We start from the raw sequence: 19836 nt of genomic DNA, 5'->3' as shown, positions 1-19836 counted from the left end.
TCCATGACTTTGCCTTTAAGGGATCCGTCCCTCCTGAAAGATCAGTGCTTGATCGGTGGTGCATGGATCGGTTCACCCGAAATCGACGTGACTGACCCGGCCAGCGGCGCGAAAATTGCCGCTGTGCCGAACTATGGCGCGGATGAGACACGGCAGGCCATCGAGGCCGCAGAGGCTGCGCTTCCCGGCTGGCGGGAACGGACTGCGGCACAGCGTTCGCAGATTCTGCGGCGCTGGTATCAGGCGATACTTGATGCCGCCGACGATCTGGCGCTGATCCTGAGCAGCGAGCAGGGCAAGCCGATTGCCGAAGCACGCGGTGAGATAATCTACGCCGCCAGCTTCATCGAATGGTTCGCGGAAGAAGCCAAGCGCACCTATGGCGAGGTGATCCCCAGCCCACGCACGGACGCGCGGATCGTGGTGATCCAGCAGCCGGTCGGTGTCACGGCTGCGATCACGCCATGGAATTTCCCGGCTGCGATGATCACGCGCAAGGCGGGGCCGGCGCTCGCCGCTGGATGCACCATGGTGTTGAAGCCCGCCATGCAGACGCCGCTGACGGCTCTGGCCCTGGCTGCCCTGGCCGAGCGCAGCGGCGTGCCTGACGGCGTTCTCAATGTCGTGACCGGGCGGTCGCGCGAGATTGGCGGCGAACTGACGTCCAACCCGACGGTGCGCAAGATAAGCTTCACGGGATCGACCGAGGTCGGCCGCCTGTTGATGGAGCAAAGTGCCGCGACGGTGAAGAAGATGTCGATGGAACTGGGCGGCAACGCGCCTTTCATCGTGTTCGATGACGCGGACATCGATGCGGCGGTCGAGGGCGCTATGCTGTCGAAATACCGGAACAGCGGCCAGACCTGCGTCTGCGTCAATCGCATCTATGTGCAGCGAGCGGTGGCCGACGCATTCATCGAGAAGCTGGCCAAGGCTGTCACGGGCTTGCGCGTTGGCCGCGGAACCGATGAAGGCGTGACGCAAGGTCCGCTGATCGACAACGCTGCAGTCGCCAAGGTCGAAGAACATGTCGCCGATGCGGTGGCGAAGGGCGCCAGGCTGGTCGTGGGCGGCAAGAGGCACGCGCTGGGCGGAAGCTTCTTCGAGCCGACCGTGCTGGCGGGCTGTTCGACCGAGATGCTTGTAGCGCATGAGGAAACCTTCGGACCTGTGGCTTCCATCTTCCTGTTCGATAAGGAGGAGGAGGCGGTCCAGCTGGCCAACGCCAGCGAGTTCGGACTGGCCGGCTATTTTTACAGTCGCGACCTTGGTCGGGTGTGGCGCGTCGCTGAAGCGCTTGAATGCGGTATGGTCGGCATCAACACCGGCCTGATTTCGAACGAGGTGGCTCCGTTCGGTGGAATCAAGCAGTCCGGCGTCGGGCGAGAGGGTTCATCGCACGGGATCGCGGACTATCTCGAACTCAAATATCTGTGCATGGCCGGCATCTAGTCCTGCCCTGTCATTCGGTGAAGACGCAGGCCGGAACTAAGCTGTGCTGCGATCCAGTTCGGCCGAGCGGAGGGGCACGCTGCTCCTCCGTTCGGTCGAACCGGTTGACCGGACAACCCGCCGCCCGATTCCCGGTACCCCATTTCAACAGGAGTTACTCATGAGTGTGATCACCCTTGATCAGGCGAATACCATCATCGCCGCTGCCTTTGCCAAGGGCAAGGAGCTGAACCTCAAGCCGCTGTCGATCGCGGTGCTGTGCCCGGGCGGTCATCTGATCGCCTTCCAGCGTGCTGATGGCGCTTCGACGCTGCGTCCGCAGATTGCTACCGGCAAGGCTTCGGGTGCGCTCGCGCTCGGCATCAACTCGCGGGCAATCGCTGACATGGCTGCTGAGCGTCCGAGCTTTGTCGCTTCGCTGGGCCCCATTGCAGCGGCAGGCATCATTCCGGCGGCGGGCGGCGTCATCGTCAAGGATGCTGCCGGCAAGATCGTGGGCGCCATCGGCATCACCGGCGACACGTCCGACAATGACGAGGCGGCTGCACTCGCGGGTATTGCAGCGGCCGGTCTGGTCGCACAGGGCTGATACTAGCCACGCGGCAGTCCACAGGACTGCCGTCAAACTGCCCATGCTTCTGCTGTCGCCCGGCAGCTATGTGGTAGAACCGCTTTGTTGGAGCGGGGTCGATCTGATTTAATCAGACCGACCCCGCTCCAGATTGATTCCGGGCGACCGACACCTGCCGCTGATCGGGAAATGGTTCAGGCCGAATATTCGCCCACTTCTTTGAGCGGGACGCCGGGGTCGGCGAGCTGTGCCTGGTCGAGCAGTGCGCCGGAAATGACATGGGCTCGGCCCTGGACATAATCCTTGACCGCATTGACGCAGTCGAGCGCGATGAGCCTGCCGGATTTGAGATAGAGGACAGAGAAGCTGCGGGTTGCCGGGTCGCCGCGCAGGATCGTCTGGTCATGCCCTGTTGAAAGGCCCACGGTCTGGAGCTTCAGGTCATATTGGTTCGACCAGAACCAGGGCACGGCATGATAGGGTTCTTCCTTGCCCATGATATGGCTGACCGCCGTCTTCGCCTGGTCATTGGCGTTCTGAACCGATTCAAGCCGGATCTGCGCGCCGCGGGCGAAGCTGTTGGCATGGGCGGCGCAATCGCCCACCGCATAGATGTCGGGCAGGCTGGTGCGGCAATATTCGTCCACATCCACGCCATTGCCGCCCACGGCGCCCGCCGCGATCAGCGGGCCGGTTTCCGGGATAATGCCGATGCCCACGATGACCATGTCGGTCTCGATCCGCTCGCCATCCTGCATCAGCACGGCGGTCGCCCGAGGACCCGCATCGCCATCGGTCACTTCGATGCAGTCCATGCGCGCGCCGGTGCGCAGGTCGACGCCATGGGCGCGATGCTCCGCTTCGTAGAAGCGCGACAGCTCCTCGCCCGCAACGCGCGCCAGCACGCGGTCCAGGGCCTCTAGCAGCACGACCTTCTTGCCGAACTTGCTCAGCACCGCGGCCGCCTCCAGCCCGATATAGCCGCCGCCGATCACCGTCACATGGTTGATCTGGTCGATCTTCGCCATCATCGCGTCGACATCGTCGCGACGGCGCACGGCGTGGACATTGGACGCTTCGGCGCCGGTGCAGGTCAACATGCGCGGCGAGCCGCCCGTCGCCCAGATCAGCTTGCCATAGCCGATTTCCCGATCGCCCGTTTCCTTGCCGCCCATGGTCACGAACTTGCCCACCGGATCCACCGCCTTGACCCGATGGCCCAGCAGCATGTCGATCCCGCGTTCTGCCCAGAAACTCGCCGGCCTGATCAGGATGCGCTCAAAGCTCTTGTCACCCGCAAAATATTCCTTCGAAAGGGGAGGGCGCTCATAGGGCGGATCCTTCTCATCGCCGATCATCCCGATCGACCCTTCAAAGCCAAGCTGCCGCAGCGATATCCCTGCCTGGGCACCAGCATGACCCGCGCCCACGATCAGAACGTCATAATAACTCATTCGTTCAGCCCTTCAACCAACGGCAGGGTGCTGCCATTCTGCCTCTCTACAGGTTCCACCGCATTGTCATTGGCGATGCCGGCGGGCATCGATGCCTGGCCGACCATTTGTTCGGGCCAGTGCCGGAAAGGCAGGACGCTGCCGTTCCGCCGCCACTCATCGACTTGAGTCAGATCGACATCCGCGAACAACCATTGACCGTCATTGGCATGGCCGATGGCAAAGATGCCGTCATCCGGGGTGATGCCATCCGGCGGGCCATAGACGCCCGCCGCGCCGTAATTTTCATCGAGCGAGGGTAACCAGGGGGCAAGTCCCACCGTTGGCGCCTGCACCACATAGCATTGATTTTCGAGCGCGCGCGCCTGTCCGCCGATCCGCACCCGCCAATAGCCCTGCATGCTGTCGGTCGCCGAAGGCACGAGGATGATCCGCGCTCCGGCCTCAGCCTGTGCGCGCGCGATCAATGGGAATTCCGAGTCGTAGCAGATGGAGATGCCGACCGGGCCGAAGGGCGTGTCCAGAGTGTTGATCCGCGTGCCGCCCGAAATACCCCAGATTTCGCGTTCGAAGCGGGTCATCACGATCTTGTCCTGCCAGCCCATGCTGCCGTCAGGACAGAAAAGCCGCGCGCGGTTGACGATCAACCCGCGGTCGTCGCGCACCGGGCCGCTGCCCGCCACGATCACCAGCCCATGGCGTCTGGCGAGACGCCGGTGCAGTTCGTCCGCCCGGTCGCTGAGTGCCATCACCAGTTCCAATGAGCGCTGAAGGTCGGATGCAGCCGCCGGATCGCAGCCAGCCAGTTCCATCGCTGCATATTCTGGGAAAAGCAGCAGTTGAGCACCCTGGCCAGCCGCCTCTGCCACCCATAGGCTGATCTTGGCTTCCCACGCTTCATAGCTTGGCAGCAGCTCGATCGGATATTGTGCCGCCGCGATCCGAACTTCTTCCACCTTCGTCCCGTTCCCCCGGTTAATGCCTTTCCGACGGCGGATTTTGATCTGATGGGATCAGATCACCGCCCGAATGCTGCATTCCTCGTATTTCCTGACCGGCGATCGGTTCGGATCGCCTGGAAATCATTCTAGAATTTCTTGATCCAGAAGCGCATGAGATGTTCGCTATCCTGCACATCCCCGACCTCCTTCCACGACAGATGCGTGTCGTAGTGAGGCGCAAGGCGATAGCCGCGCTTTTGCCAGAAATCATGCAAATCCCGCGCGTCATCGGGACGGCGCGGATCGTTTTCCTCCCGCACCACAGCGCAAAAGGCGGTGCAATCCGCACCGGCTGCTTTGGCTGCAGCCTCCCGTTCGTCGAAAAAGCGATGGCCGATGCCCTGTCCGCGAAATTGCGGAAGCAGAACCGATTCCCCGAAATAGTGAGTCGTTCCGATATCGACCCCGGCAGCCAGAAAGGGTCGCTTGATCACGTCCGATTGCGTCGCCATGGGTGAAGCGGTCGCCATGCCGACGGGAATGTCGCCGACCCGCGCGACGATGACGATCGCGTCGTCAGCGCTCAGAAATTCGTCCAGATAGGCCGCCTCATAATCCAGGCTGCCGTCATAGAGATAGGGCCACGTCCTGAACACAGTCATGCGCAGCGTCGCGAGCGCGCGCAGCGACAGGTCGTCGCGGCCGATCCGCTCTACCACCAGCGGCGCGGCCTGATCGGCCATCATGCCGCTTCGCTGACCTGCCGCAGCCAGTCGGCGAGGTTGTAATGGTTGCTGACCCGCGCGATCCGGCCGTCGACAATGTCGAAAAAGGCGCCGACCCGAAGCCGATAGCGCTGACCGTGCGCGGGCGGAAGATCGCTGTCGGTCAGGAGATATTCGCCCTGCAGCTGGAATTCGGCCGCCGCGCGGGTACCGTCCGACGAACTCAGGAAGACCGGATCTATCACCTGCTCGCGGTAGCAGCGGTTCATGTGATCGAGAAACGCAGCGAAGGCGGCCTTGCCATGGCGCGGTTCGCCCTGCGAGGGCTCATGCACGACATCCTCCGTCAGCAGGTCGAGCATGGCCCCGGCATCGCCACGGTTGAAGGCGGCATAATAGCGGGACAGAAGGGTTTCGTTCATCAGTCCTCCGGCGCGATGGTGACGCGCAATCCATCCAGTTCCGCCGTCAGCGCAATCTGGCAGGATAGGCGCGACAGGCCATTGCGATGGTCGCTGCTGTCGAGCAGGTCATTCTCGTCTTCGCTGACCGACGAGGTTTCGGGGCCTTCCTCCACATAGACATGGCAGGTCGCACAGGAACAGCATCCGCCGCAAAGCGCGAGCAGCTCGTCAAGGCCATTGTCCCGGATCGCTTCCATCAGCGACAGACCAGCCTCGGCCTGCACTGCATGTTCGGTGCCGTCGCGACCAGTCACGAAAATCTGAACCATCAATCAATCCTTGCTGAGGCGGGCCGCATGCCAGCGCAAATGGTCGGCCATGAAAGTTGAAATGAAATAATAGCTATGGTCATAGCCTTCGCGCAGGTTGAGCGTCAGGTCGATGCCTGCCGCCTCGCAAGCGCTTTTGAGAAGTTCCGGCCGCAATTCCTTTTCCAGGAAAGGATCCGCGCTGCCTTGGTCGACCAGCAGGTCCGGCACGCGGGCGCCGTCCTCGATTAGCGCCACCGCATCATGCAGGCGCCATGTCGCGCGATCTTGGCCCAGATAGCCGGTCAGTGCCTTTTCCCCCCAGGGCACCTGGCCAGGTGCGACGATGGGCGCAAAGGCCGACACCGACGCATATTTGCCCGGATTGCGGAGCGCGACGGTGAGGGCACCGTGACCGCCCATGCTATGGCCCATGATCGACTGGCGATCCATGTCCACGGGGAAATTTTCTGCGATCAGGGCAGGCAGTTCTTCGGTCACATAGGACCACATCCGATAATGGCGATCGAAGGGCGGCTGCGTCGCGTCGACATAGAAGCCGGCACCCAGACCGAAATCATAGGCTCCAGCCGGATCATCCGGCACGCCTTCTCCGCGCGGCGAGGTGTCGGGCGCGACGAAGATCAGGCCGAGTTCCGCGCAAACCGCGCGAAACTCGCCTTTTTCCGTAACATTGGCGTGGGTGCAGGTCAGCCCGGACAGATACCAGACGACCGGCAGCTTCGTCCCGGGCTGATGGGGGGGAACGAAGACCGAAAAGGTCATCTCTGTCCCGGTGGCGGCAGAGGCATGTTTATACACGCCCTGCTCACCGCCGAAGGACCGGTTCGTGCTGACCTGCTCCATCGCCATGGGTCAGTTGCCGTCCGTGAAGGTGTAGGCGCAGACCTTGTTGCCTGCCGGATCGCGCAGGTAACCGGCATAGGCGCCGGGCAGGTGGCCGCGCGGACCGGCTGCACCCTCATCCGTACCGCCGGCGGCCACTCCCGCCGCATGGAAGGCATCGACCTCTGCCGGGCTGGCAGCGGAGAAACCGATGGTGACGCCGTTGCTGCTGGGCTCGCCGCCATTGCCGGGCTTCAGCACCAGGAATGCGGGCTTGTCCTTGCCGTAGAGGAAGCAGCTGTCGCCAAAGGGACCCATGTTCTTGATGCCGAGCGCACCGAGCGCCGCGTCATAGAACTTCGTCGATGCGGCAAGATCGCTCGCGCCGATGCATGTATGCGAAAAGACCTCGTTTCCGGAAATCACTGGATCGGCCATTTTTTCTCTCCTTGCAGGTGGAAGTAACTAGGGTCAGAAGACGACGACCGAGCGGATGCTCTTGCCGGCGTGCATCAGGTCGAAAGCGGTATTGATCTCTTCCAGGCCCATGACGTGGGTGATCATCGGGTCGATCTCGATCTTGCCGGTCATGTACATGTCGACGATCTTGGGAACGTCGGTGCGGCCCTTGGCGCCGCCGAAGGCGGTGCCGCGCCAGTTGCGGCCCGTCACGAGCTGGAAGGGACGGGTCGAGATTTCCTTGCCCGCCTCGGCCACGCCGATGATGATCGAGGTGCCCCAACCGCGATGGCATGCCTCCAGCGCGGTGCGCATCACCTCGGTATTGCCGGTCGCGTCGAACGTATAGTCGGCGCCGCCGTCGGTCAGTTCGACCACCTTCGCAACGGTTTCCTCGCGCGAGAGGCCCTTTGAATTGAGGAAGTCGGTCATGCCGAACTTGCGGCCCCATTCCTCGCGATCGGGGTTGAGGTCGACGCCGATGATCTTTTTGGCGCCGGCAAGGCGCGCGCCCTGGATCACGTTGAGGCCGATGCCGCCGAGGCCGAAGACGACGACATTGTCGCCGACCTGAACCTTGGCCGTATTGATGACCGCGCCGACGCCCGTCGTCACGCCGCAGCCGATGTAGCAGCTGGACTGGAAGGGGGCGTCCTCACGGATCTTCGCCACTGCAATCTCGGGCAGGACGGTGAAGTTCGAGAAGGTCGAGCAGCCCATATAGTGGAAGATCGGCTGGCCCTTGTAGGAAAAGCGCGTCGTGCCGTCAGGCATCAGCCCCTTGCCCTGCGTGGCGCGGATCGCGGTGCACAGGTTCGTCTTGCCGGACAGGCAGCTTTTGCACTGGCGGCATTCGGGCGTGTAGAGCGGGATCACATGGTCCCCCGGCTTCACGCTGGTTACGCCGGGGCCAACCTCACGCACGATGCCCGCGCCCTCATGGCCCAGGATCGAGGGGAAGATGCCCTCGCTGTCGAAACCGTCCAGCGTATAGGCGTCAGTATGGCAGATGCCGGTCGCCATGATCTCGACAAGAACCTCACCGGCCTTGGGGCCTTCCAGGTCCACTTCCACGATCTCTAGCGGCTTTTTTGCTTCAAAGGCGACTGCGGCGCGGGTTTTCATGTCTCAGTCCTCATTCCGTTCGGATTTTTTAGAAGCGAGCATGCCGTGGCATGGCTGGTAAGCTTCGCGCCCATGCGAATGATGGCAGCAAACCACGGAAGGCCCTCTTGATGCCGGACACTAGCGCTTTTTCAGCGAAGTGATAATATGATCTTTTCGCAAAAGTTTATTTCTCTGAAGGGATAATGAGATGTCCGCCTGGGACGGTATCGACGAGTTCATCAGCGTCGCTACGACGGGGTCCTTCACACACGGTGCAAAGAGCCTGGGAATGTCGACAACCCATGTCAGCCGGTCGATCATGGCCCTGGAGCAACGGCTCCAGGCGCAACTTTTTCACCGCACCACCCGCACCGTCAAACTGACGGACACAGGTCGCATTTTCCTGGAGCGATGTGAGCGCATTGCTCAGGACAGGGATGAAGCAATTGCGCTTGTCGGGGACAGTGGAGACCTGTTGGGCGAACTGCGCGTTACATGTTCGACAGCGCTGGGCGAGCGGTTCGTGGCGCCGATCATCCGACGCTTTGCCATGCAGCATCCCAAGCTGAACGTGATCATCGAACTGTCCAATCGTGTCATCGACCTGGTTGGCGAAGGGTTTGATCTCGCGATAAGAACAGGTTCGGTAAGTGATACCCGGCTGATAGCGACACAGGTGGCGTCTCGAAGCCTCTACACCTGCGCCGCGCCAAGCTATCTTGCATCTGCGGGGCGCCCGAAGCGTATCGAGGACCTGGCGTCCCATGAATGCATCGCCGGTACGGCGGCGACATGGCATTTCAAGGTCAGCGAACGCGAAATCATCCATCGACCCAGGGGGCGCTTCAGGTGCAATAGCGGCCATGCCGTGATGGAAGCCTGCGTTTCGGGTCTGGGCATTTGCCAGTTACCTGACTTCTACGTCCTGCCCTATCTCAAGCATGGCATGGTGGAACTGCTTTTCGATGATCTGCAACCCAATGACGAGCCGATCTGGGCGGTCTATCCGCAGCGTCGTCATCTGTCGCAGAAGGTCCAGCAAGTCGTGAATTGCCTGGTGCACGAGCTTGGGCCGGCCATCAACAGTCGTCGAACATTGGCTTGATACACGCCGCGCACTGCGTCGGAATTGCCGCAGTGCGCGCGCTCCAGCCGCATCGGCGCGTCCCAGTCAGCGCCAGCCCAGCGCGGGCGCGACATGGGTCAGGATAGCCTCCAGCACATGGGCGTTATAGTCGACGCCAAGCTGGTTAGGCACGGTCAGCAACAGGGTGTCGGCCTCGGCAATGGCTTCGTCCTCCCGCAACTGTTCGATCAGCCTGTCGGGTTCGGCAGCATAGGATCGACCGAAAACCGCGCGCATATTGTCGATCACGCCGATCTGGTCCGCGCTGTCATCCCGTCCGAAATAACGCCTGTCGCGTTCGTCAACGAGCGCGAAGATCGAGCGCGACACGGACACCCTTGGCTGGCGATCATGACCGGCAGCGGCCCAGGCTTCGCGGTAGGCCCGTATTTGCCTGGCCTGCTGAATGTGAAAGGGTTCGCCGGTCTCGTCGGCCTTGAGTGTCGAGCTTTGCAGGTTCATGCCCATGCGCGCTGCCCATTCCGCGGTTGCGTTCGATGCCGAACCCCACCAGATCCGGTCGCGCAGCCCAGCCGAATGTGGCTCGAGGCGCAGCTTGCCGGGCGGATTGGGAAACATCGGGCGTGGGTTGGGCTCGGCAAAACCCTCGCCCTTGAGCAATCTGAGGAATACCTCGCCATGCCGCCGCCCCATGTCGGAGCCGCTTTCACCTTGAGCCGGCGCATAGCCGAAATGGCGCCATCCATCGATCACCTGTTCCGGCGATCCCCGGCTGATGCCAAGCTGTAGCCGCCCGCCGGCGATGAGGTCCGCCGCCCCGGCATCTTCGACCATGTAGAGGGGGTTTTCATACCGCATGTCTATGACGCCGGTGCCGATTTCGATCCGCTTCGTGCGAGCGCCGATGGCCGCCAGCAATGGAAAAGGCGAAGCGAGCTGGCGCGCGAAGTGATGCACGCGAAAATAGGCTCCGTCGAGTCCCAGTTCCTCAGCCGCGACCGCGAGGTCGATCGATTGATGCAGGACATCCGACGCTGTGCGGGTCTCCGAGAAGGCTGCGTCGGACCAGTGACCGAAGGAAAGGAATCCGATCTTCTTCACAAGCGCTCCCATTTTTCAAATGGTGGCGGTCAATATGCGCCGCCCGCCAGCGTGGCAATGCCTTTTCGAGCAGCTTCGGTCGAGTTGAATCGGGTCGCCGTTCCGGATTGGGTTTTGCACGTCCAGCATGGCAACCGCCTCTGGCCCTGCATGATCCTGGCCGCCTTGTGACATCGCTATGATCGAAAAGACTATGACATGTTTCGCCTTATCCGATGGACTGCTAGGAAAGCGGGGCGGAGGCGCATCAATGGCTAAAGAAAAACAGCTTTCCAAGGGGACGGCAGAGGGTGCTGGCGGTGCATCGAAGGAGGTGCGTGGTCCTGGCAGGCGCTTGCACGGCGCGATTGCGCACAAGCTGGGAACGGCGATATTGTCCGGCCAATATGCTCCGGGCGATGTCTTGTCGGGTGAAGTCGCCTTTTCCGAGGAACTGGAAGTGTCGCGCAGCGCCTATCGCGAGGCGATACAGGTGCTGACCGCAAAGGGGCTGGTCGAAAGCAGGCCCAAGGCGGGGACCCGGGTATTGCCGCGCAATCGCTGGAACCTGCTGGATCCCGAGGTGCTGGCCTGGGCCTTTGCCGGGGAACCGGACGTGCAGTTCGTGCGCGATCTGTTCGAACTGCGGGCCATAGTCGAACCCGCGGCGGCTCGACTCGCGGCGCAGCGACGGACCAAGGAAGACATCAGGCTGATGAAGGACGCCCTGGCTGCCATGCGCCGCCATACGCTGGCGACCGATGCCGGGCGCGGGGCGGACCGCGACTTTCACAATGCGATCCTGAATGCGACGCGCAACGACGCATTGCGGACGCTATCGGCCAGCATCGGCGCGGCGGTGAACTGGACCACCCAATACAAGCAAAGGGCACGCGCCTTGCCGCGCAATCCCATTCCGGACCATGCCCGCGTGTTTGACGCTATTGCGGCCGGAGACGCAGCCGCAGCGGCGGAGGCTATGGGCGTGCTCGTCGACCTGGCGCTGGAGGATACGGCGAGTGCCATGGCACGGTGACGGGATAAGGAAAAGGCCGAAGCGGACATCCCGCTTCGGCCTTTTCCGACTTCGAGCTTTCCGTCACCCGATCTGCTGATCAGGCAGCGCGTGGGTCGGCCTGGACCCCCAAAGTGCGTAGAAGAGGATATAGAGTTCGCACAGCGCCGTCAGCAGGAAGCTGGTCTGCAACCCGAAATGGTCCGCCAGCCAGCCCTGTACCACCACCAGCGCGCCACCGGCGATGGCCATGATCAAAAGACCCGATCCTTCCTCGGTCAACGGTCCAAGCCCCTTGATGCCGAGGGTGAAGATCGTCGGGAACATGATCGAGTGGAACAGGCCGACCAGGATCAGCGACCACATGGCGACCGGCCCCTGAGCGAAGACGGTGATCATCATCACGATGAAGGCGCCGACGGAAAAGGCAGCCAGCACCTTGCCCGCATCGATCCGCTGCATGATCGCCGATCCCGCGAACCGGCCGACCATCATGCCACCCCAGAGGAAGGTCAGGTAACGGCCCGCCTGTTCATGGGTAAGATTGGCGATGTCGGGTTGGCTGACGAAGTTCACGAACAGGTTGGCGACGCCGATTTCCGCGATGAGGTAGATGAAGATCGCCGGAATGCCGAACACCAGATTGCGGTGCGCCCAGAGCGAATGTTTCTTCCGCTCTTCCTTGGCGAGGCGCGTCGCGGCCGCGCCCATGGCGGGCAGCGGGAAACGCGCGATCACGACCGCCAGCACGACCAGCACGACGGCAACCAGGCCATAGGGCAGGATCACCGACTGGGCGTCGGCCAGCCGCTCAGCCTGCGTCAGCACGATATCGCCCTGCGCGGTGCCGCCCTTCGATCGGCCAAGGATCAGGTAAGCGCCGAACATCGGAGCGAGCATGGTGCCGGCCGAGTTCATCGCCTGGACCAGGTTCAGGCGCGAGGACGCGGTTTCCGGTTTGCCGACCACCGCTACATAGGGGTTGGCAGCCACCTGAAGCAGGGTGATGCCGCTGGCGATCACGAACAGCATGATCAGCGTCACGCCATAAGAGGGGATGGACGCCGCCAGCATCATGCCCAACGCGCCTGCCGCCATGATCAGCAGGCCGGTGACCAGCGACTTCTGGTAACCGACGCGTTCGATCAGCTTGGCCGAGGGAATGGACGCGACGAAATAGGCGATGAACCATACCGACTCGATCAATGTCGTCTGCGTATAGCTGAGCTCGAACACGCTGCGCAGGTGCGGCAGCAGCGTGTTGTTGATGACCGTGATGAAGCCCCACATGAAAAAGAGGCTGGCCAGCAACGTCAGGGCAGGGCCGTAGCGCGTGCCGGGATTATGGGCCGCGGCGGGCGCCGCAGTGGGGGAAATGGGTCCTGCCATTCATCCTTCTCCGGAAGAGTCGAAACGGGGCGCACCTGAACGGGGTTGCGCCTGATTATTTTGTATGAGTATATCTCCTCCAACGGCGCGTCAATCGCGTCAAGGGAGGAACCGCATGCGAAAGGCCTTTATGAACAGATCGGTGTTGTCAACGTTGTCATACGGTGCTGCCCTCATGATGACAAGCTCGACAGTGGTGGCGGCGGAGGCGAGCCGCGCGCCGGCCGGCACGCTGGCCGATGGAACCGCGATCGAGTCAATCACGCTGAAGAACGGGCAGGGCGTGTCGGCCACCATCCTCACCTATGGTGCGACGCTGCAGAAGCTGGCCGGGCCGGATCGCAATGGCCGGATCGCGGACGTCCTGCTGGGCTATGATGATCTTGCCGGCTATGTCGACCATCCCAATTATTTCGGCGTGACCGTCGGCCGTTATGCCAACCGCATCGCCGGGGGCAGGTTCACGCTGGACGGCAAAAGCTATCAATTGCCGCTCAACGACAAGGTCAATTCGCTGCATGGCGGCGGCAAGGGCTTCGACAAGCAGCCATGGAGAGTCGTGTCGCTGAAGGATGGGCCGACCGCCACGCTGGTCCTGGCCCTCACCAGCCCGGACGGCGACGCCGGCTATCCGGGGCAGCTCGACGCCACCGTCACCTATACGCTGGACGAGGCAGGTAATCTGGGCATCGCCTTCGACGCGAGGACCAGCAAGCCGACCATCGTCAACATGACCAACCATGCGATCTTCGATCTGGCGGGTGAAGGGTCGAGGGACGGCGCGCTGGGCCATCTGCTGACCATCCCGGCCAAGGCGTTCACTCCCGTGGACGCCAATCTGATCCCGACCGGCGAACTGAAGCCGGTGGAGGGTACGGTCTTCGATTTTCGCGCGCCGCGTCGCGTCGCGGACGGGATCCGCGACGGGCGCGATGCGCAGATCGTCGCTGGACGCGGCTATGACCATAATTTTGCATTGGACAAGGGTGCGACCAAGGCGCCCGAACTTGCCGCGCGTCTGGAAGATCCGGCTTCGGGCCGCGTGCTCGACGTGCTGACCACAGAACCGGGCGTGCAATTCTACACGGGCAATTTCCTCGATGGCACGCTGATCGGCAAGCAGGGGCATCTCTACCGCATGGGCGACGGCATTGCGCTGGAGCCGCAGAAATTCCCCAATTCGCCCAACCAGCCCAAATTCCTGTCGGCGCGGGTGGATCCGGGCAAGCCCTATCACCATCAGATGGTCTACCGCCTGTCGGTCAAGCGCTGAAGGGATGTCCGGCATGGCTGAATGGCGCAAGATCGACCGCGGCGTGCGTGATACGCTGGGCGAGGGGACTTTATGGTCGGCTCGGGAGAATGCGGTCTATTGGACCGACATAGTCGCGCCGGCGCTCAATCGTCTGTCGCTCGCCGACGGCGTCATCCAGCGCTGGGCCATGCCCGAACCGCTCGGCTGGGTGGTTGAACGGGCGGGCGGGGGCTTCGTTGGCGGCTTCCAGAGCGGGTTCAAATGGTTGACGCTCGATCCTCTGACGATCACGCCGCTGGGCGATCCCGAACCGCATCTGCCCGGCAGCCGCATGAACGACGGCAAGGCGGATGAGAGCGGCGCCATCTGGTGCGGCACCATGGACATGACGGGAGGGCAGGACGTTGGCTTGCTCTACCGGCTCGATCCTGATGGCGGCTGGGCGATCGCGGACAGCGGCTATCGCGTGCCCAATGGTCCCGCCTTCTCGCCCGGCGGTGACTGGCTCTATCACAGCGACACGGCGCGGCGGCAGATATACCGTTTCTCCCGGACGGCCGGCGGCGGCTTGGCAGACCGCCAGCCTTTCATCCGTTTTGCCGAGGAGGATGGCTATCCCGATGGCATGACCGTCGATGCCGACGGGCATCTTTGGGTCGCCCATTGGGGCGGCGGACGGATCAGCCGATTCACGCCGGAGGGCAGGCTCGATCGATCGATAGCGCTGCCTGCCGGACAGGTGACGAACATCTGTTTCGCCGGAGACAGATTGGATCGCATGTTCGTCAGTTCGGCGGCAATCGGCCTGCCGGAAAGCGAGCATGATGGTGCGCTTTTTGAAGTCTTCCCCGGCACGCATGGGCTGCCGACGAACCTGTACGCGGGGTAGGCGGCAGGCTGGACGGGTCGATGGCGGTCATTTTCCGCCATCAAGCCTGTCCTGCTTTCCCTTCATTCGCCAAAGGTCTAAAGGCGGCGGCATGAACGACCTTGCCATATCATCGCCGCCAGCCGTCAGGGGGCAAAGCTGGAAAGTCACCTTCCCTTGCACGCGCGCCGAGGCCGAGGCGCTGGATGGCGACATCGCCGCCTTTGCCCTGATGGATCGGCCCCCCGTGCTGATGACCAGCGAGGCGGAACCCGACAATGAACATAGCTGGCGGTTGGACGCCTATTTCGAAGGTCGGCCCAGCCAGGCCGCGATCCGGCTGCTCCGTTCGCTTGTGCCCAGCGCCGCCGGCGTCAAGCCGCTGGTCGAGCAATTGCCGGACGAAGACTGGGTAACGCTCAGCCAGCAGGGGCTGGAACCCGTCACTGCCGGGCGCTTCCATGTTCGCAACCTGTCCAGTGATCCTGCGGCGCCCGGCCATGTCAATTTCCTGATCGAGGCGAGCCGCGCGTTCGGAACCGGCCAGCATGAAACGACGGCGGGTTGTCTGATCATGCTCGACCGCATGCGCCGGATCGGCATGCGCTTCGGCAATGTCGCGGACATCGGCACGGGAACAGGCCTGCTCGCCTTTGCCGCGCTGCATCTTTGGTCGCACGCCTATGCAACCGCGTCTGACATCGACCCGGTCGCGGTCGAGATCAGCGCAGCCAATGCGGCAGTGAATGGCGTTACCCTTGGCAAAGGCCAGGGGCAACTGGCGCTCTACGCGGCGGCGGGGGTGGATCACCCGGCGATCGCGACGCGCGCGCCTTATGACCTGCTGATCGCGAATATCCTGGCCGGTCCGCTGATCGAACTTGCCCCGTCGCTCTGCGCGATGGTGGAGGAAGGCGGCACCATCCTGCTTGCAGGCTTGCTGCAGGAACAGGCCGACGCGGTGCTCGCCGCCTATCGTGCCCAGGGGATGCGTCTGGCCGAGCGTACCGACCGGGGCGATTGGCCCACGCTCCGCCTGCGCAAGCGGCCCCGGATCGGGTGGAAACGACCGACGCGCATAGACGGCAATGCTCGCGGAGAAGCCCCCGGCTTTGGCAGTCTCTGATCCGACGGCGGGAGGCATTTGGAGCGCCGTTGCATCAGATGCAGGTGGCGCGCTCCGGACTCATATTGTCGCATCGTCATAAGTGGATGATCGATTTCCACTTATGACAATGTCCTAATCCACAAATCCTGCGCCAAGCAGCAGAAGCAATTTCACGTCGATGGCGAAACCGTCCTTCCGCCATGCCGCGATCCTTTCATGGATGGCGTTCAGCGGGACGCGATGAACCCGGATGTCCTCGCCCTCCACACCGCCGCCTTCTCCGGTTTTCACCAGGTCATGCGCCCGGAACAAGCTGAAGCTCTCCGACACCATGCCGGGTGAGCTGTAATATTCACCCAGATTTTCCAGACGGCCCGGACGGTAGCCGGTCTCCTCCTCCAGTTCCCGGGTAGCGGCCAGCATGGCTTCCTCGCCTTCCTCCTGGTCGCCCACCAGCCCGGCGGGAAGTTCGATGCAGCGGCGGCCCAGCGGTACGCGGAATTGGTCGACCAGCAGCACGTGCCGTCCATCTGCCGCCTCATCCACGGCCAGGATGACGGCGGCATGGATGCCCCGTGCCCTGCCCACATATTCCCAGCGCCCCCGCCGCTTGGCCGTGATGAATCTCCCCTCCCACATGATCTCTTCGGGGGAGGTTCCGTCATGTTCGCTCATAGTTCGATCAGCCTGTCGGGCAATTCGTTGGGATTGTCGCCGGTCGCGGGAAAATGTTCGGCCAGCACCCGGCCGACCTGCCGTACAGCTTCCGCCATGCCTTCAGCGGCGCGACCTGCCTGTGCACCATCCACCAGCGCGGCCATCGCCTTGCCCCAGACCTCGGGCGCGACCTTTTCATTGATCGCTGCATCCGCGACGAGTTCCGCCCGATGTTCATCCAGCGAGAGATAGATGAGCACGCCGGTCCGCCCGCGCGTTCGTCCCTGCGCAACAGCGCGGAACAGCGTGATGGCGCGGCGGCGCACACGGCGGGCCTTGGTGGCCTTTGGCGTCAGCGCCATGCGCAGCGGCATCCAGGCGAGCGCATAGCGGACGATCAGGAATTTGAGGATCAGCAGGCCCAGCAGGACCGTCAGCAGCTTCCAATCCTCGATCTCATGTTCCCAGCTTTGCAGCAGCCAGGAACAGAGGCGGCGAAATTGCTGCGGGAAGGCTGCCGCCACCGAAAGGGCAAGGAACACCACGCCTATCGCCCAGTGCAGTCCGGCGTCATGATAGGCGTCGGACCGGCGTGCCACGATGGTGACGATCTCACCATCGGTAGCCTTCTCCGCTTCGACGACGGCGGCCGTTACGTGGTCGCGATCGGCTTCGTTCATGATCAGGCGCATCACCAGTCTCCCGAGGCGCCGCCGCCGCCGAAGCTGCCGCCGCCGCCGGAGAAGCCGTCGCTTCCGCCGCCCCAGCCCCCCCCGCCCCAGCCCGATCCGCCCCCGCCGCCCCAGCCGGAATCGCCGGGCCCCCAGAGGATGATCGGTCCTGATCCACCCCGATAGCGGCGTCCTTTGCCTCGTCCGGCAAGCATGGCGACGATGATCATCGCGACGACGATGAGCCAGAATATCAGCATGAATGTCCCGCCATCGTCCGACGCGTCGCGTGCTTTGGCCTCGGCCTGCGCCGCAAGTGCCCTGGCTTCTTCAGGCGGCAGGCTCAGCAGCTTGCCAATCGCATCCACCCCTGCATCGATGCCGCCCGGCAAGTCGCCTGCCTTGAAACGGGGCGTGATGTCGTTCCGGATGATCTGGGAAGAGAGCGCATCGGTCATGATGCCCTCCAGGCCGTAGCCGACCTCGATCCGGACCTTGCGCTCCTTGGGGGCAATGATCAGCAGCGCGCCGTCATTCCTGTCCTTGGAGCCGATGCCCCAGGCGCGGCCGAGCTGATAGCCATAATCGGATATGTCATAACCCTGGAGGTCCGGCAGGGTCGCAACCACCAACTGACGCCCGTTCTGCTTTTCCAGCGCAGCAAGCTTGTCGGTCAGGGCCTGTTTCTGCTGCGCGGACAGCAGGGAGGCGTCGTCCACCACCCGCCCTGTCAGCTTGGGAAAGGTCTGGGCCTGCGCGGCAGGCGCAATTCCCGCCATCCCCGCGGCAGGCAGGAAAGCCAGCAGCGCGAGGATCAGGAGCAGGCGGCGGAGCATCACCGGCTCAGTTGCCGAAATCGACCTTCGGCGCCTCTTCCGCGCCTGGCGTCGTGGCCTGGAACGGGGTCATGGGTTTGGCGCCATGGATGATCTTGGCGCCGATCGCATCGGGGAAGGTGCGGATGCGGGTATTATAGGCGCGCACCGCTTCATTATAGTCGCGGATGGCGACAGCGATGCGGTTCTCCGTTCCTTCAAGCTGCGACTGCAGATCAAGGAAATTCTGGTTGGTCTTGAGCTCGGGATAGGCTTCGACCGAAGCGAGCAGACGGCCCAGCCCTTGGCTCAACTGCGCCTGCGCCTGCTGGAACTGCTGCACCTTGGCTGGGTCGGACAGATCGGCCGCAGTGACCTGGACCGAAGTCGCCTTGGCGCGGGCTTCCGTCACCTTTACCAGCGTGTCCTGTTCCTGCTTGCCCGCGGCCTTCACCGTGGCCACGAGATTGCCGACCAGATTGGCCCGGCGCTGATATTGGGCCTGCACGTCGGCCCATTTGGCCTTGGCGACCTCTTCTGCGGCAGGGACGCTGTTGATGCCGCAGGCGCTGAGCGCAAAGGCGCCCAACAGAGGCAGGAGGAAAAGTCGGAACTGGCGCAGGATCGTCATTGAACATCCTCAAGCTTGTTTCGTGTGACGAAATAGGCGGTTGTTGAAGCCTGCGCAACGGTCCATGCTGTCAATATCGCAATCAGGACAAGGGGTTCGCCATGGGGCTGATTTCCGAATTCAAGACGTTCATCAATCGCGGCAATGTCATGGACCTGGCCGTCGGCGTGATCATCGGCGGCGCGTTCGCAACCATCACCAAGTCGCTGACGGACGATCTGATCATGCCGGTCGTCGGCTATATCTTCGGGGGCGCCGACTTTTCCGGCTATTTCATCCGGCTGGGAGAGATTCCCGCCGGGTTCAAGGGCAATCCGAACAGCTATGCCGATCTGAAGGCCGCCAATGTCGCCATGTTCGGCTGGGGTGAATTCCTGACGGTCTTCGTCAATTTCCTGATCCTGGCCTTCATCATCTTCCTGCTGGTCAGGGCAGTGAACAAGCTGATGCCCAAGCCCGATGAGGCGCCGGCGGCCACGCCGGAGGACGTGCTGCTGCTGCGCGAAATTCGGGATTCCCTTAAAAAATAAGTCGTTTCTGCGACGAAAGGAGCCTGCGGCGGGAACCATATTTCCCGCGACCAGTTGATGGGCGTCAGGGTTCCGGGCATCCGGTCCCCTTGCCGAATGACGTCAGCCCATGGGGGCGCAACAGGAGAAAACGCCGTGAAAACCTTCGTATCAGTCCTTGGCCTTGCCAGCCTGATCGCACTTGCTGCGTGCGATTCCAAGCAGGAGAACAAGGTCGAGAACGCGTATGAGAATCAGGCGGACGCCATCGACAACCAGGCTGACAATATGGAAGCGATGGCCGACAATCTGAGCGGCAATGCCGAAAATGCCGCTGAAAACGCTGCCGACGCGCTGGAGAACAAGGCGGATGCCACCCGCGAAGCCGGCGAGAAGGCGGCCGACGCGGTTGAGAAGAACCAGACGCACTGATCCAGGCTTTCTACCCGAGCCGCAGGGGGCGTCGCGACGGTCTGTCGCGGCG

The 19836-nt window shown here is 62.8% G+C and carries 23 protein-coding genes; 9 read left to right on the top strand and 14 right to left on the bottom strand.

Features of this window, described 5'->3' with window-relative positions; all coding sequences use genetic code 11:
* Window positions 1-3: 3 nt before the first annotated feature.
* Complete coding sequence (locus ACN9MX_RS06805; RefSeq protein ID WP_426387418.1) at window positions 4-1452, top strand: NAD-dependent succinate-semialdehyde dehydrogenase; 1449 nt, start codon at window positions 4-6, stop codon at window positions 1450-1452.
* 160 nt (window positions 1453-1612) lie between these two features.
* Window positions 1613-2041, top strand: a complete 429-nt coding sequence (locus ACN9MX_RS06800) for a GlcG/HbpS family heme-binding protein (RefSeq protein WP_426387417.1) — start codon at window positions 1613-1615, stop codon at window positions 2039-2041.
* A 176-nt stretch (window positions 2042-2217) separates the two neighbouring features.
* Here the strand turns inward: ACN9MX_RS06800 and ACN9MX_RS06795 are convergent, their stop codons facing one another.
* From ACN9MX_RS06795 to ACN9MX_RS06760, 8 genes are all read right to left on the bottom strand, one after another.
* Window positions 2218-3477: an NAD(P)/FAD-dependent oxidoreductase gene (locus tag ACN9MX_RS06795; protein WP_363755222.1), complete on the bottom strand. Its 1260-nt coding sequence runs from the start codon at window positions 3475-3477 to the stop codon at window positions 2218-2220.
* Window positions 3474-4433 (bottom strand): carbon-nitrogen hydrolase family protein, encoded by a 960-nt coding sequence (locus ACN9MX_RS06790; RefSeq protein ID WP_426387416.1) that lies wholly within the window; start codon window positions 4431-4433, stop codon window positions 3474-3476. The genes ACN9MX_RS06795 and ACN9MX_RS06790 overlap by 4 nt, the downstream gene beginning before the upstream one ends.
* A 131-nt stretch (window positions 4434-4564) precedes the next feature.
* A complete protein-coding gene (locus ACN9MX_RS06785; RefSeq protein WP_426387415.1) occupies window positions 4565-5164 on the bottom strand; it encodes a GNAT family N-acetyltransferase in 600 nt (199 codons plus the stop codon).
* A complete protein-coding gene (locus ACN9MX_RS06780; RefSeq protein WP_426387414.1) occupies window positions 5161-5565 on the bottom strand; it encodes a ketosteroid isomerase-related protein in 405 nt (134 codons plus the stop codon). The genes ACN9MX_RS06785 and ACN9MX_RS06780 overlap by 4 nt, the downstream gene beginning before the upstream one ends.
* On the bottom strand, window positions 5565-5876 hold the full coding sequence (locus tag ACN9MX_RS06775) for a 2Fe-2S iron-sulfur cluster-binding protein (protein ID WP_363734394.1): 312 nt from the start codon (window positions 5874-5876) through the stop codon (window positions 5565-5567). The genes ACN9MX_RS06780 and ACN9MX_RS06775 overlap by 1 nt, the downstream gene beginning before the upstream one ends.
* A gap of 3 nt (window positions 5877-5879) precedes the next feature.
* Window positions 5880-6722, bottom strand: coding sequence for an S-formylglutathione hydrolase (fghA, locus tag ACN9MX_RS06770; RefSeq protein ID WP_426387486.1), 843 nt, complete (start codon window positions 6720-6722; stop codon window positions 5880-5882).
* A 9-nt stretch (window positions 6723-6731) separates the two neighbouring features.
* Window positions 6732-7139 carry a VOC family protein gene (locus ACN9MX_RS06765; protein ID WP_363734395.1) on the bottom strand — a complete coding sequence of 136 codons (408 nt, stop codon included), beginning with the start codon at window positions 7137-7139 and terminating at the stop codon, window positions 6732-6734.
* 33 nt (window positions 7140-7172) lie between these two features.
* Window positions 7173-8285: an S-(hydroxymethyl)glutathione dehydrogenase/class III alcohol dehydrogenase gene (locus tag ACN9MX_RS06760; RefSeq protein WP_363734396.1), complete on the bottom strand. Its 1113-nt coding sequence runs from the start codon at window positions 8283-8285 to the stop codon at window positions 7173-7175.
* Window positions 8286-8475: 190 nt separating this feature from the next.
* On the opposite strand from ACN9MX_RS06760, the gene ACN9MX_RS06755 reads away from it, so the two are divergent.
* Window positions 8476-9372, top strand: a complete 897-nt coding sequence (locus ACN9MX_RS06755) for a LysR family transcriptional regulator (protein ID WP_363755216.1) — start codon at window positions 8476-8478, stop codon at window positions 9370-9372.
* Between the two features lie 66 nt (window positions 9373-9438).
* Here ACN9MX_RS06755 and ACN9MX_RS06750 read toward each other — a convergent pair whose 3' ends face one another.
* On the bottom strand, window positions 9439-10455 hold the full coding sequence (locus tag ACN9MX_RS06750) for an LLM class flavin-dependent oxidoreductase (protein ID WP_426387412.1): 1017 nt from the start codon (window positions 10453-10455) through the stop codon (window positions 9439-9441).
* A 250-nt stretch (window positions 10456-10705) separates the two neighbouring features.
* Between ACN9MX_RS06750 and ACN9MX_RS06745 the strand changes: the two genes are divergently transcribed.
* Window positions 10706-11470, top strand: a complete 765-nt coding sequence (locus tag ACN9MX_RS06745; protein WP_363734399.1) for a FadR/GntR family transcriptional regulator — start codon at window positions 10706-10708, stop codon at window positions 11468-11470.
* Window positions 11471-11533: 63 nt separating this feature from the next.
* Here ACN9MX_RS06745 and ACN9MX_RS06740 read toward each other — a convergent pair whose 3' ends face one another.
* A complete protein-coding gene (locus tag ACN9MX_RS06740) occupies window positions 11534-12838 on the bottom strand; it encodes a sugar MFS transporter (RefSeq protein WP_363734400.1) in 1305 nt (434 codons plus the stop codon).
* 175 nt (window positions 12839-13013) lie between these two features.
* Here ACN9MX_RS06740 and ACN9MX_RS06735 point away from each other — a divergent pair, with 175 nt between their 5' ends.
* The 3 genes from ACN9MX_RS06735 to ACN9MX_RS06725 all read left to right on the top strand — a co-directional run bounded on the left by ACN9MX_RS06735 (window position 13014) and on the right by ACN9MX_RS06725 (window position 16087).
* Window positions 13014-14111, top strand: a complete 1098-nt coding sequence (locus ACN9MX_RS06735) for an aldose epimerase family protein (protein WP_426387411.1) — start codon at window positions 13014-13016, stop codon at window positions 14109-14111.
* A 13-nt stretch (window positions 14112-14124) separates the two neighbouring features.
* Window positions 14125-14982: an SMP-30/gluconolactonase/LRE family protein gene (locus ACN9MX_RS06730; RefSeq protein ID WP_426387410.1), complete on the top strand. Its 858-nt coding sequence runs from the start codon at window positions 14125-14127 to the stop codon at window positions 14980-14982.
* Window positions 14983-15073: 91 nt separating this feature from the next.
* Window positions 15074-16087 carry a 50S ribosomal protein L11 methyltransferase gene (locus ACN9MX_RS06725; RefSeq protein WP_426387409.1) on the top strand — a complete coding sequence of 338 codons (1014 nt, stop codon included), beginning with the start codon at window positions 15074-15076 and terminating at the stop codon, window positions 16085-16087.
* 114 nt (window positions 16088-16201) lie between these two features.
* Here the strand turns inward: ACN9MX_RS06725 and ACN9MX_RS06720 are convergent, their stop codons facing one another.
* From ACN9MX_RS06720 to ACN9MX_RS06705, 4 genes are read right to left on the bottom strand one after another with little or no spacing between them, the layout of a single operon-like run.
* On the bottom strand, window positions 16202-16744 hold the full coding sequence (locus tag ACN9MX_RS06720; RefSeq protein WP_363734404.1) for an NUDIX hydrolase: 543 nt from the start codon (window positions 16742-16744) through the stop codon (window positions 16202-16204).
* Window positions 16741-17418: a TPM domain-containing protein gene (locus tag ACN9MX_RS06715; protein WP_363734405.1), complete on the bottom strand. Its 678-nt coding sequence runs from the start codon at window positions 17416-17418 to the stop codon at window positions 16741-16743. The genes ACN9MX_RS06720 and ACN9MX_RS06715 overlap by 4 nt, the downstream gene beginning before the upstream one ends.
* Window positions 17418-18233, bottom strand: coding sequence for a TPM domain-containing protein (locus ACN9MX_RS06710; RefSeq protein ID WP_426387408.1), 816 nt, complete (start codon window positions 18231-18233; stop codon window positions 17418-17420). Before ACN9MX_RS06710 ends, ACN9MX_RS06715 begins: the two co-directional genes overlap by 1 nt.
* Window positions 18234-18240: 7 nt before the next feature.
* Complete coding sequence (locus ACN9MX_RS06705) at window positions 18241-18843, bottom strand: LemA family protein (RefSeq protein WP_363734407.1); 603 nt, start codon at window positions 18841-18843, stop codon at window positions 18241-18243.
* Between the two features lie 101 nt (window positions 18844-18944).
* On the opposite strand from ACN9MX_RS06705, the gene mscL reads away from it, so the two are divergent.
* Together mscL and ACN9MX_RS06695 are read left to right on the top strand one after the other, a co-directional pair.
* Window positions 18945-19373 (top strand): large conductance mechanosensitive channel protein MscL, encoded by a 429-nt coding sequence (gene mscL / locus ACN9MX_RS06700; protein WP_363734408.1) that lies wholly within the window; start codon window positions 18945-18947, stop codon window positions 19371-19373.
* Window positions 19374-19508: 135 nt separating this feature from the next.
* The gene (locus tag ACN9MX_RS06695) at window positions 19509-19784 is read left to right on the top strand and encodes a hypothetical protein (RefSeq protein WP_363734409.1); all 276 of its coding nucleotides are present in this window, start codon (window positions 19509-19511) and stop codon (window positions 19782-19784) included.
* Window positions 19785-19836: the final 52 nt, after the last annotated feature.

Origin of the sequence: Sphingobium sp. R-21 (assembly GCF_049913335.1) — a bacterium.
GTDB lineage: Bacteria > Pseudomonadota > Alphaproteobacteria > Sphingomonadales > Sphingomonadaceae > Sphingobium.
Note: the sequence above shows the minus strand (reverse complement) of the source record. Positions and strands in the feature narration are given on the sequence as shown.

Bases quoted from the DNA above. Each gene is read 5' to 3' on its own strand.
- fghA (WP_426387486.1), bottom strand. From the start codon at position 6,722: ATGGAGCAGGTCAGCACGAACCGGTCCTTCGGCGGTGAGCAGGGCGTG.
- ACN9MX_RS06745 (WP_363734399.1), top strand. From the start codon at position 10,706: ATGGCTAAAGAAAAACAGCTTTCCAAGGGGACGGCAGAGGGTGCTGGC.
- ACN9MX_RS06785 (WP_426387415.1), bottom strand. From the start codon at position 5,164: ATGATGGCCGATCAGGCCGCGCCGCTGGTGGTAGAGCGGATCGGCCGC.
- ACN9MX_RS06805 (WP_426387418.1), top strand. From the start codon at position 4: ATGACTTTGCCTTTAAGGGATCCGTCCCTCCTGAAAGATCAGTGCTTG.
- ACN9MX_RS06765 (WP_363734395.1), bottom strand. From the start codon at position 7,139: ATGGCCGATCCAGTGATTTCCGGAAACGAGGTCTTTTCGCATACATGC.
- ACN9MX_RS06760 (WP_363734396.1), bottom strand. From the start codon at position 8,285: ATGAAAACCCGCGCCGCAGTCGCCTTTGAAGCAAAAAAGCCGCTAGAG.
- ACN9MX_RS06715 (WP_363734405.1), bottom strand. From the start codon at position 17,418: ATGCGCCTGATCATGAACGAAGCCGATCGCGACCACGTAACGGCCGCC.
- ACN9MX_RS06755 (WP_363755216.1), top strand. From the start codon at position 8,476: ATGTCCGCCTGGGACGGTATCGACGAGTTCATCAGCGTCGCTACGACG.
- ACN9MX_RS06725 (WP_426387409.1), top strand. From the start codon at position 15,074: ATGAACGACCTTGCCATATCATCGCCGCCAGCCGTCAGGGGGCAAAGC.
- ACN9MX_RS06720 (WP_363734404.1), bottom strand. From the start codon at position 16,744: ATGAGCGAACATGACGGAACCTCCCCCGAAGAGATCATGTGGGAGGGG.
- ACN9MX_RS06775 (WP_363734394.1), bottom strand. From the start codon at position 5,876: ATGGTTCAGATTTTCGTGACTGGTCGCGACGGCACCGAACATGCAGTG.
- mscL (WP_363734408.1), top strand. From the start codon at position 18,945: ATGGGGCTGATTTCCGAATTCAAGACGTTCATCAATCGCGGCAATGTC.
- ACN9MX_RS06740 (WP_363734400.1), bottom strand. From the start codon at position 12,838: ATGGCAGGACCCATTTCCCCCACTGCGGCGCCCGCCGCGGCCCATAAT.
- ACN9MX_RS06800 (WP_426387417.1), top strand. From the start codon at position 1,613: ATGAGTGTGATCACCCTTGATCAGGCGAATACCATCATCGCCGCTGCC.
- ACN9MX_RS06735 (WP_426387411.1), top strand. From the start codon at position 13,014: ATGATGACAAGCTCGACAGTGGTGGCGGCGGAGGCGAGCCGCGCGCCG.
- ACN9MX_RS06730 (WP_426387410.1), top strand. From the start codon at position 14,125: ATGGCTGAATGGCGCAAGATCGACCGCGGCGTGCGTGATACGCTGGGC.
- ACN9MX_RS06710 (WP_426387408.1), bottom strand. From the start codon at position 18,233: ATGCTCCGCCGCCTGCTCCTGATCCTCGCGCTGCTGGCTTTCCTGCCT.
- ACN9MX_RS06705 (WP_363734407.1), bottom strand. From the start codon at position 18,843: ATGACGATCCTGCGCCAGTTCCGACTTTTCCTCCTGCCTCTGTTGGGC.
- ACN9MX_RS06780 (WP_426387414.1), bottom strand. From the start codon at position 5,565: ATGAACGAAACCCTTCTGTCCCGCTATTATGCCGCCTTCAACCGTGGC.
- ACN9MX_RS06795 (WP_363755222.1), bottom strand. From the start codon at position 3,477: ATGAGTTATTATGACGTTCTGATCGTGGGCGCGGGTCATGCTGGTGCC.